Consider the following 10,848-nt stretch of genomic DNA (forward strand, 5'->3'; position numbering starts at 1 on the left):
TCAAAACAAAAAGAGCCCTAATCACAAAGTGATTAGAACTCGAATTTAGTTTCACCAACAACAGTTGACGAAGAGCCATAATTCTCTTCCAGTTAAGCCCTTTAATCAACTCTTATTGATAAACATTATAAAGCTTCTCGAAATTAACCGTTCCCAAGCCAGTTGCTTGATTGTATACCTTGCCAGGTTGGCCAACGTAATACAAATTGGAATTATGACTATCACTATCCAACACGGTGAATGGCGTCTTGTCTTTATCTTGCGCCAACTTATAAATTTGCGGATTCCAAAAGCCCATTCGGGTCCCTTTGCCACTATTGATAACGGCCGTTGCACCGTTAAATTGCGGGGCAACCGCACTCGTACCGCCCATTACTTGCCATTTGCCCGCTGAGTAAATCTGGTAGCCGGTCATTGGATCTGCGTCAGCTGAAACATCAGGGAAGTTACGGCCATAGTCGGTTCCACTAATTAAAACGGGATTCATTCGCGGCTGCAACAGATTCGACAAATACTGCCGAGCGTTAAAGGTGTTAACCCCAGGAACGTCCTGCTGATATTCTGGAGTGTCATACAGATGGCTGATACCACCACCGCCGCCAGCAAGCATTGCTTGATAGGCTGTTGGATTAGTTAAGAATAACTGCCGATTTTGTGCGTAAGCTTTGAATAAATAGTCGCCACCCCAAGCACGCTCTTTATCAACTGAAATATCGATCCCCTTACCTAACTTCTTGCTGAACGGTAAGGTGGTCCCACCGGTTGCGGTGACCCAAGGATTATCAGCTGGGAATGTGCCATAAGCACTGTAGTTTGGCAACGAAATTGGCCCGATTTTTCCGCCAATGCCGCGATTGTACGCACCAGTGTCTCCTGAGGAAACAAAGGTCGAGACGCCTTGAAGTGCCCCTTGAGCCATCACGGTATTTAACACTTGCCCATAAACCGGTGTCAACAAGCGTTGTACCTTGAGATAGTGAGTAAGATATTCACTCAATCCCCAACTCATCGATAATGAACTTGCCCGATTCTCTTCAAACGCCGTCGAATAGGCATTCACCAGTCCCACGTCACTGAAATTAGCTTGGTACACCCGAATGTTGGCCTGTGGAGCAATCGCACCAGACTGTTCAATGTCCAAATCTGTTTCGGTTTGACCCAGTGCATCATTGGTCGTCAATGATGTCGGGCTGTTAATCTTTTTGACGCTGATTCGGTTTGGTTTAGTCGCAATCTTTTCAGCGTTCCAGAAATGCTGGGCATCACTTTTTCTGACATTGGCGAATGTGATGATCCCAAGCGTTTGTCCCTGTCCTTGATAGCCTTTATCATACAACGGCTGGAGTTGATATTGTTTTGCGAACTTACTTGGCGCATATTCGGACTTCACTTTTGAGGCATCACTCTGCTTTTTAGCAAGTGACCCTAAGCCCTGCTTAACCGTTGTGATCCCCAAAACGGTCAGCACATTGTCAGCTAGTTTGGCAGGCATCACCGGCTGCTTCTTCGAAAATTGAACCGGATTTGAATGATACTTGGCAGTTTGGATATCAGTTGAAAAAGCCTTGTTGACATTCTTTACTTTACCGGAAACTTTGATAATGAGTCCATTACTGAAAGACTCGGACTTCAAATGATACTTATTAAAGAATGGTTTGTATTGACCAACAACGGAAGCCGGTTGGCCAAATTCTGCCCGAAACTTATCCGGGGTATAAAATTGCTTAAATTCAGAATTACCTGGCGTATTCACGGCATAAATCTGATCACTAAGTTGGCTTTCATTTCTCGGCTTAAGAACAACATCTAGATAAACGTACTTGTTCGGTGATACTTTTTTCTTCTGGGTTAACTGTTTCAAAATCTTGTTAATCCCATATGGATCACTGCCAGCTGCCTTCTTCTTACGAGCGGCTTGAGCGTTCGGCGTTAACGCAAGAATCATTGCAAAGCTTGCGACACCTACTAACCATTTCTTCACGTTTCTCAAAATTAACAACTTCTTCCCTTAATTTGAATTAACCCCGATAGTGATTCAAATTCCCTCGTCAAAACGTACCTGAGATATGTAACCTCATTATAAATCAATGAACCCAAACTAGTGTAAGGGTACACTTTTTAATGGATTATGTCAATGCCGTTACGGGAATATAACAAATGCAATATTTTGGGGTGGACTACGTGAATTCGGACTGTTTCGCCAAATAATAACCTGCACATAAGCACCCCAACCACAACTCCCAAAATTAATCTACATAGATTAGGACTGCTCCACAAAACAGAAACTTGCACATAAACCCACCCAACCCTCAATCCAAAAACCAGAATTTTGAAAGGTTAATCTACATAGATTAGGATTGCTCCGCCAAGCAATAACCTGCACATAAGCACCCCAACCACAACTCCCAAAATCAGGGAGCTGTGGTTGGGGTGCTTATGTTTCGGTTATTCCCGCTTGGCTCCGCACACTTACTTATTTACCACCGTAAATCTCTCATTCTGATGCTTGGGTTCGGCAATCTCATCGATGATTACTTTTGCGACCGTTCCCGTTGTTACTTCCGACTTACCCGCAGCATTTTTCATGAGTTCATTGACACCAATTTCATAATCCTTTTGCGCTCCAGGGACGAAATTTGCACTTGGGGAAATTGCCACCCAGTTGACCTTCTTCGTATTCATGAGAAGTTGATACTCTTTAAATTGTTCTCGGGGAATTGAAATGAACGATTCATTGTTCGGCATCTTTTCAAGTCGATCAATCAAGCGATGACCATCGCCTGTTTCCAAACTGCCCGCACCTAAAATAAAGAACAGTCTTGGCTCAGCTTGACCTTGGACCAATTCAATTAACTTGGCAGCCAGGTCAACGTGTTGATAGGCTTTTCCCATATCCCGAGTAGCGAAAGCATCCACTACGACATCCAAATGCTCAATGTCTTTCTTCTGAATTTCAAAAGCATCCTTTTGAATCGGAGTGACTTTATCTCCAAGCATCTCTTTAGCTTTGTCCGCACTTCTCACAAACGCCGTGACTTGCATCCCTCTGCTAATCGCTTCTTTCGCAATTTCGCTACCAGCCCGGCCAGTTGCACCGATAATTCCAATCGACAATGTCAAAATAATTCCTCCCATCATTAACAGGCCTTCAACTATAGCTATTTAATTACTTTTAGTATCTGATATTTAATAATGATAAGCAATGATTTAGCCCCCTCGGCGACCATAAGTTGTCCAAAAACGGGAGTAAATTTAAATAACCATCAAAAATAATCGGATATTTGAATATTGATCGACACCTATAATCTCAATGGATTGGTTACTTTTTTATCGTTTAATTAGTGGATTAGCAAATCTTCCCACGAAAATTTTCCGAGTAATTCCACGATATTTTTTTGAACACTCTTCGATGGATGTGTTACAGTATATCTGAAATACAAACCGACACTAACTGCCTACCACCGCTAGGGTAAGCAGCTTTTTTATGCTCAAAAAAGGAGCAGCCCCGCTAGAAGCCACTCCTTTAAGATTAACAGAATAACAGCCTGCATTATTTTGCTAGTTCAACATCCTTACCCGCTACGTCAATGGTGATTGGCTGGCCACTTACCAGCTTGAAGTGGGCACCATCTTTATCAACGTCAACCTCAATCAAGCGATCACGGAAGACTTGTCTAAATGAGTAGTGATCCCATTTCTTTGGTAAGAATGGCGCATAGTGCAACTTGCCATCGCGAACGCGCATGCCGGCAAAGCCTTGGACAACGGCAATCCAGCCACCAGTCATAGCTGTAATGTGCAAGCCGTCAACGGTGTCGTTATTGTAATTGTCCAAATCCAACCGAGCAGTCCGTTCATACAATTCAACCGCTTTTTCTTCATATCCAAGATCGGCTGCTAGCACTGAGTAAATTGCTGGTGACAAACTAGATTCGTGCACCGTGAACTTCTCGTAGAAATCAAAGTTGGATTTTTTCTGTTCAGGCGTGAAATCATCGATAAAGTCCCAGATGCCTTGGAGCACATCGCCTTGCTTAATATAAGGCGAGCGCAGAATCTTATCCCAGGACCAATGCTGATTAATCGGTAATTGGTCAGCCGGGATCTCTGAAACTGGTTTAAGGTCTTTATCCAAGAAGCCATCGTGCTGAACAAAAATATTTAAATTCTTATCATATGGCAGGTACATTCTACCAACAATATCCTGCCACTGCTTCTTCTCATCGTCACTTACGTTCAACTTCTTAGCCTGCTCTGGAGAAACCTGCTTGAGAATTGACAATGTATATTTCAACGTCCATTGAGCCAAAATATTTGTGTACCAATTATTATCAACGTTGTTTTCGTATTCATCAGGACCGGTAACCCCGTGGATCATGTATTGTTGCTTGCGTTGGCTAAAGTGAACCCGGTCTGCCCAGAAGCGGGAAATTTCGGTTAAGACTTTTGAGCCTTCGTGCAAGACGTATGAGTTGTCGCCGGTATAGCGAGTGTAATTATAAATAGCAAAGGCAATATCACCATTTCGATGAATCTCCTCAAAGGTGATCTCCCATTCGTTATGACACTCGATCCCATCGAACGTCACCATTGGGAACAGAGCACCCTTTAAGCCCTGTTGTTTGGCGTTATGATAAGCGCCATCCAGTTGCTTGTACCGATACATCAGCAGGTTACGGGTGACTTTCGGATCAGTAATGCCCAAGTATACTGGAACCGCAAATGCTTCGGTATCCCAGTAGGTTGCGCCACCGTATTTCTCGCCAGTAAAGCCTTTAGGGCCGATGTTGAGTCGAGAATCTTCTCCATAGTATGTTGAAAACAACTGGAAGAGGTTAAAGCGAATCCCTTGCTGAGCTTCAGTATCACCATCAATTTGGATATCGGACTTATTCCAGCGGTCTTCCCAGATTTTAGCGTGAGCATCGAATAATTGATCATAGCTTTGAGCAGCGACTTGATCGCTCAATGTATCCATTGCTTTGGTTAATGCCTCATTAGAATCGTAGTCCCGTGAGGTTACCACAATCACCCGCTTCTCAAGTTGAGTCGATTCGTTAGGCCCCAATTCGCCGGCAAACTCGTTTACTACTTCTTTGTCACTTAGTTGATCAACTTTGACGTTTTTTAAATCAGTAACGTGGCGCATCTCCATAGCTGAGGTAAACCGCGGCGTTCCAAACGGATTAGGCGTGGTTTCAGCCACCACACTGCCATGATCCGCTTGCTGATCGGTTGACACAACTTCCCAGAAGCGTTCATCGTAGTTGGCATCCTCATTCTTAACGTCAGCATCAATCGCTGAATCAATGACGATTGCGACCTTACTTGAACCCACGTTTTCCAGTGTCAACCGTTGAACAGACAATTCCTGTTGGGCAACACTGACGAACCGTTCAAAGGTCACGGCAACTTTTGCTTCACCCTTCGTTACAGTAAATGAACGGGTTAATAATGATTTCTTCATATCAAGGTCTAAGTTAAAATCACTGAAAGTATCTTTAGCCAGGTCAATCTTTTCACCGTTAATCTTAACGTTCATTTTAATGAAATTAACCGCGTTGACTACCTTGCCAAAATAGTCTGGGTAACCGTTTTTCCACCAGCCAACCCGAGTCTTGTCCGGATACCATACGCCCCCCAGATAGAGACCGGAAAGACTGTCACCGCTATAATCCTCTTCGAAGAAGCCGCGCAAACCCATATAACCATTTCCAATGCTGGTCATTGACTCCTGCAGGCGTTTATCTTCAGGCTTAAAGTCATGGGTCACGATATTCCAGGGCTGCACGTCAAAAGTTCTTTTCATATTTAGATGTCCTTTCCTATGCTTTGTATGTTTCTTTAATTAATCCAACTGACAAGGCGCCAAGACCCATCACAATTCCTGCAAGCAGGAACATGTTTGGCTGAGCATTGCCTAACATTGGGAACAAGGCAAAGCTGGCAAGAGAAGCCACGATTTGTGGTAAACAAATTGAACCGTTAAACAGGCCAAGATAAGTTCCCATGTGTTCGCCTGACAAAGCGTTGGTGACCATCGTTAATGGGTAGGTATTCATTGAAGCCCAAGCCATCCCAACTAATGTGAATGAAATGATCAGCATGTACTGGGTGTGAACAAAGAATACTGACAGCATCCCGATTGCACCGAGGGCTAAACTCAATGAATAGCCTAACTTGTGATGATTATTAGGTAATTTAGCTAACACGTATGACCACACAACGGCAGCGACTGATTGAACAGCGGCTAGAACCCCGTACCAGTTACCGGCAGCTTGATAGCCCGATGAAGCAGCGTTGGTTGTATTCCAAACGTTGTTGGCAATGGCTCCGGCTGAATAAGTCCAGAGATACTGAAAGGCAACCCAACAGAAGAATTGAACCAAGGTAACTGTCCAAAAGACTTTTGGTGCTTTCTTCAATAAAGTCCACCAGTTACCACCGGTTGAGTTAGCCTCTTCGGTAATGCCATGATACTTGGCGTATGTGGCTGGGTCATATTCATGCACTTTAAAGATGGTGAATAAACTGGTAACCAGTAAAATGATTGCCCCAACATAGAATGAAATGACAACGGATTGCGGAACAACCCCCTTCTTAGCGGTATTGGCAACCCCAAATGCCGTAAATAAGAATGGGAAGATGGCTGCGATCACCGCACCACCATTTGATAAGAAGCTTTGAATGCCATAGGCGTAACTCTTCTGATCATCATTCACCATGTCCCCGACCATCATCTTAAATGGCTGCATGGCGATATTTGATGAAACATCCAATAAGGCAACGGTCACAGCGCCAAACAACAGCGCTGTAATTGAGGCATATCCGAAGCCAAAACTACCAGAGTTCGGCAATAAACACATCACAATAATTGCAATTAACGTTCCCAGAGCAAGGTATGGCAATCGCCGGCCACCCAATCGTGGCGCCCAGGTTCGATCTGAATAATAACCAATGATTGGTTGGACAATCAATCCGGCCAATGGTGGCAAAATGAAAAACCACCCTAATTTGTTTGGATCGGCCCCAATCGTTTGAAAAATTCGACTCATCTGTGAGCTTTGCAAGGTAAAGGCCATTTGAACCCCCAAGAAGCCAAAATTAATCATCCAAATTGTGCTGACAGGCAACTTTGGTAACCCCGACTTCTTCGTTGCGGCAGCACTGCTTTTCTCATCCATATTTCGATCCTCCAATTTAAAATAATAACGTTTACATTTTGTATTATGACATCAATTTCAAAATAATGCAACCGGTTGCACAACCTTCCTAAAATTCAAATTTCAAGTTAGCCATGGCTATAATCAGGATTGCATTAAATCATCAACCAATGTGTCATACATGATTCTCCTAAATAATACCCCATCGAAAAAATAATTAAAAAAATTTTGACTGCTTATTTTCATCTTGAACTCTTTTTGCGGTCTAGACATCTTTTGCTTTTGAAAAGATGTCATACGTTTGACACAAGTTTTTACAGTGCATTATTTTTTAGATGTGGTATATTGTACAGGAATTCACAACTTGTTGTTGCGGAACAAATCTTAAGGTGGTGACATTTAAATGTTGTTAGGTAGCGTAGAAGCGGGCGGAACAAAATTTGTTTGTGCAGTGGGGAACGAAGATTATCGAATTTTGGATATCACGAATTTCCCCACGACCACACCAGAGGAAACGCTCAAAAAGACGGTCGATTACTTTAAACAATTTAAAGATCTCCAAGCAATCTCAGTTTCATCGTTCGGGCCAATTGAGCTCAGACAGAACTCACCGAAATTTGGTTATATCACCAACACGCCAAAGGTTGGCTGGGCGAATACCGATTTTGTCGGCCGGCTCAAACAAGACTTCGATTTGCCCATTCATTGGACAACCGATGTTAACGGATCTGCGTATGGCGAATATATCATGGCAACCCTATTTAATGAAAAGATTAACTCCCTGGTCTATTACACAATTGGCACTGGCGTGGGTGCTGGGGCGATTGTGAACGGTGACTTTATCGGGGATATTGGTCATCCAGAAATGGGGCATGTGCGGTTGAAGCGCCATCCGGATGATCTTGACTTCAAGGGAATCTGCCCATATCACGGCGATTGTTTGGAAGGATTGGTCTCAGGACCGACATTCCAGGCTCGGCTAGGTAAAAGTGGTAAAGATGTTCCTTTGACCGATCACGTCTGGGACATCATGGCCTACTATGTCGCGCAGGCAGCCATTCAAGTCACGTTGATGTTGCGACCGGCTAAGATCGTCTTCGGTGGCGGAGTCGTCAGCGAAACCTTCTTGAAAAAGGTGCGCGCACAATTCGACGACTTGATGAATCACTACGTTGACGTGGGTGACTTGGACAAATACATCGTCATGCCACTGGTCAAGAACAATGGTTCAGCAACCGTCGGCAACTTTGCACTCGCATTAAAGGAATATAACAAATAAGTTAGCAATTTTAGGAAATCCACACCTTTTGTGGAACTATTCAGAGGAGAATAAATAAAAAATGAAAGCACTTGTATTAACAGCAACTAAGAAAATGGAAATTCAAAACATCGACAAGCCAAAGGTTCAACCAAACGAAGTATTAGTTGAAACCAAGTACGCTGGCGTTTGCGGGACTGACCACGCCCTCTACAACGGCCTACCAGGATCTGCCGACGCTGTTCCACCTATCGTCTTGGGCCACGAAAACTCAGGTGTGGTTGCTGAAATTGGTTCAGAAGTTACGAACCTTAAAGTCGGCGACCGCGTAACGGTTGACCCTAACATCTACTGTGGCCAATGCTTCTATTGCCATACTGACCGTCCAGAACTCTGTGAAAACTTGTCAGCCGTTGGGGTTACCAGAAACGGTGGCTTGGAACAATACTTTACTGCCCCAGCGTCCGTTGTTTACCCAATTCCTGATGACATTTCATTCAAGGCAGCCGCAACTATCGAACCAATTTCATGTGCCGTTCATGGGGTTCAATTATTAAACGTGACTCCTTATCAACGGGCCTTGGTTATCGGTGACGGCTTCGAAGGTCAATTATTCGCTCAAATCTTACAAGCTTATGGGATTCACCAAGTTGATTTGACTGGCCATTCAGACAAGAAGTTGGATCTTAACCGTGAAAAATTAGGCGTTACCAACACTTACAACACCAACAACGTTGATATGCCAACTGATTACTACGATATCGTGATCGAGGCCGTTGGTTCACCAAAGACTCAGGAACAAGCAATTGAAGCAACTCGCAAGGGCGGCCAAGTTTTGATGTTCGGTGTTGGCGCTCCTGACGCTCATTTCTCAATGAACACTTACGAAGTTTACCAAAAACAATTAACCATCCAAGGTTCATTCATCAACCCCAACGCCTTTGAAGATTCAATTGCATTGCTTCAAAGCGGCAAGCTGGACGTTGAAGCCATCATCAGTCACGAATTACCTTTGGAACAAGTTGAATCATTCTTGCAAGGAAACATCAAGGGAGTTTCAAAGGCCGTCGTTAAAGTAGGTGAATAATTTTGACAAATTCAGATCAATCAAGTAGTCAGGTATCAACTGGCCGAACCATTTCAATGACAACTTCGATTTCTTTCTTTGTGATTTCGCTGATCATTAACTCAGCCGGTAACGTTTTGACGCTGGTTACCAGTGCCAAGATTCATCCCTCATTCTTGGGATCCGCTTACTGGACGGCTGCAGAAGCCAACTTAAGTGTCGCCTTTGGCTGGAACCTGTTTTGGACTTTCTTAATCCTCGGAATTTTGACCACCGTCCTAAACGCGATCTTAGTTGGTCACTGGGAGTGGGGCCGCGCATTGGGCAACTTAATCTTCATGGTACCCTTCTCCGCGTTGATTCAAATTTTTGAAGATTTCTTCCTTGGCAAGTATCCCATTTTTGCTGGGCTACCAGATGCCACGACGCCGTTAATGGTTGGATTCTATATCCTATTAAACTTCATCGGCGTCGCGATGATTGCCACCGCCATTTCAATCTATCAGCGGGTTAACTTAGTGTTACACCCTGCCGATGACTTGATGCAGATCTTGCGTTTCAAGTACTTCAAAGGAAACGCCAACCTGGCGATGTGGGCATCTTATATTCCGCCAACATTGATGGCTATCTTGGCATTAGTGATCACCCATCAATTTACCAACTTCGGGATTGGCACGATCTTCGCGTTCTTATTCCAAGGTGGGATCACAGGAATTGCAGACAAAGCAGTCTTCCCTCACCTGAAGCATCAGGCTTTGGATGTCGGTAAATAAGTGAGTAAAACAAAGCGCTTATCCACGGATAAAATAATTAAAAAAGAGGCAATTAAACGATGGCAATGAAAGATGATTTTACCGGACTCCAACACGTTGGGATCCCTTCAGTTGATTTAGACAAGACAATTGAATTCTACAAATCACTTGGCTTTGAACAAGCAGGCTTATTCCATAACGGCGAGAACCGTTGTGCATTCATGCGATTTGGCAACTTGACGATCGAAACCTGGGAAGGCGACCCAACCGCAAGAAAAGCGGGCGCAATCAACCATATCTCAATGAACACCCCAGACGTGGAAAAGGCATTCGCCGACGCCAAGGCTCAGGGCTTACGACTAGTAAACGACGAAATCCAATCAATCCCATCATTCTGGGACAACGGGATTAAGTTCTTTAATATCCTTGGACCGAATGAAGAGACGATCGAGTTCTGTGAAATTCTGTAGAGCGCGAAAAGCAACGATTTGACGCGTTCATATAAGTAGCCCCCTCTAAAATTCAATTTTGAAGTGCCCTACAATTGTTAGACAAGTAAGTCTAATGATTGTGGGGCTTTTCTTGTGACAAAATATAGTAGTCAATTCA

At 43.8% G+C, this 10,848-nt stretch carries 8 protein-coding genes; 4 read left to right on the forward strand and 4 right to left on the reverse strand.

Annotated elements, in window-relative coordinates; genetic code table 11:
• Positions 1–112: 112 nt before the first annotated feature.
• From KTE19_RS11265 to KTE19_RS11280, 4 genes are all read right to left on the reverse strand, one after another.
• The gene (locus tag KTE19_RS11265; protein WP_430681882.1) at positions 113–1,945 is read right to left on the reverse strand and encodes a S53 family peptidase; all 1,833 of its coding nucleotides are present in this window, start codon (positions 1,943–1,945) and stop codon (positions 113–115) included.
• Positions 1,946–2,469: 524 nt separating this feature from the next.
• Positions 2,470–3,120: an NAD(P)-dependent oxidoreductase gene (locus tag KTE19_RS11270; RefSeq protein WP_217161829.1), complete on the reverse strand. Its 651-nt coding sequence runs from the start codon at positions 3,118–3,120 to the stop codon at positions 2,470–2,472.
• A gap of 430 nt (positions 3,121–3,550) precedes the next feature.
• Positions 3,551–5,809, reverse strand: a complete 2,259-nt coding sequence (locus KTE19_RS11275; protein WP_217164646.1) for a glycoside hydrolase family 65 protein — start codon at positions 5,807–5,809, stop codon at positions 3,551–3,553.
• A 16-nt stretch (positions 5,810–5,825) separates the two neighbouring features.
• The gene (locus KTE19_RS11280; RefSeq protein ID WP_217164644.1) at positions 5,826–7,184 is read right to left on the reverse strand and encodes an SLC45 family MFS transporter; all 1,359 of its coding nucleotides are present in this window, start codon (positions 7,182–7,184) and stop codon (positions 5,826–5,828) included.
• A 382-nt stretch (positions 7,185–7,566) separates the two neighbouring features.
• Here KTE19_RS11280 and scrK point away from each other — a divergent pair, with 382 nt between their 5' ends.
• The 4 genes from scrK (at position 7,567) to KTE19_RS11300 (ending at position 10,709) form a co-directional block, all read left to right on the forward strand.
• The gene (gene scrK, locus KTE19_RS11285; protein WP_217164642.1) at positions 7,567–8,442 is read left to right on the forward strand and encodes a fructokinase ScrK; all 876 of its coding nucleotides are present in this window, start codon (positions 7,567–7,569) and stop codon (positions 8,440–8,442) included.
• 61 nt (positions 8,443–8,503) lie between these two features.
• Positions 8,504–9,508: a zinc-dependent alcohol dehydrogenase family protein gene (locus KTE19_RS11290; protein WP_217164640.1), complete on the forward strand. Its 1,005-nt coding sequence runs from the start codon at positions 8,504–8,506 to the stop codon at positions 9,506–9,508.
• A 56-nt stretch (positions 9,509–9,564) separates the two neighbouring features.
• Positions 9,565–10,260 carry a DUF6198 family protein gene (locus tag KTE19_RS11295; protein WP_430681883.1) on the forward strand — a complete coding sequence of 232 codons (696 nt, stop codon included), beginning with the start codon at positions 9,565–9,567 and terminating at the stop codon, positions 10,258–10,260.
• Positions 10,261–10,319: 59 nt separating this feature from the next.
• Positions 10,320–10,709, forward strand: a complete 390-nt coding sequence (locus KTE19_RS11300; RefSeq protein ID WP_217164638.1) for a VOC family protein — start codon at positions 10,320–10,322, stop codon at positions 10,707–10,709.
• Positions 10,710–10,848: the final 139 nt, after the last annotated feature.

This window comes from Lentilactobacillus dabitei, assembly GCF_019061365.1.
In the GTDB taxonomy this organism is placed as follows: Bacteria; Bacillota; Bacilli; order Lactobacillales; family Lactobacillaceae; genus Lentilactobacillus; species Lentilactobacillus dabitei.

Excerpts from the sequence above, each read along its gene's own strand:
- KTE19_RS11265 (WP_430681882.1), bottom strand. The coding sequence starts at position 1,945 with ATGATTCTTGCGTTAACGCCGAACGCTCAAGCCGCTCGTAAGAAGAAG.
- KTE19_RS11275 (WP_217164646.1), bottom strand. The coding sequence starts at position 5,809 with ATGAAAAGAACTTTTGACGTGCAGCCCTGGAATATCGTGACCCATGAC.
- KTE19_RS11280 (WP_217164644.1), bottom strand. The coding sequence starts at position 7,184 with ATGGATGAGAAAAGCAGTGCTGCCGCAACGAAGAAGTCGGGGTTACCA.
- scrK (WP_217164642.1), top strand. The coding sequence starts at position 7,567 with ATGTTGTTAGGTAGCGTAGAAGCGGGCGGAACAAAATTTGTTTGTGCA.
- KTE19_RS11290 (WP_217164640.1), top strand. The coding sequence starts at position 8,504 with ATGAAAGCACTTGTATTAACAGCAACTAAGAAAATGGAAATTCAAAAC.
- KTE19_RS11295 (WP_430681883.1), top strand. The coding sequence starts at position 9,565 with ATGACAACTTCGATTTCTTTCTTTGTGATTTCGCTGATCATTAACTCA.
- KTE19_RS11300 (WP_217164638.1), top strand. The coding sequence starts at position 10,320 with ATGGCAATGAAAGATGATTTTACCGGACTCCAACACGTTGGGATCCCT.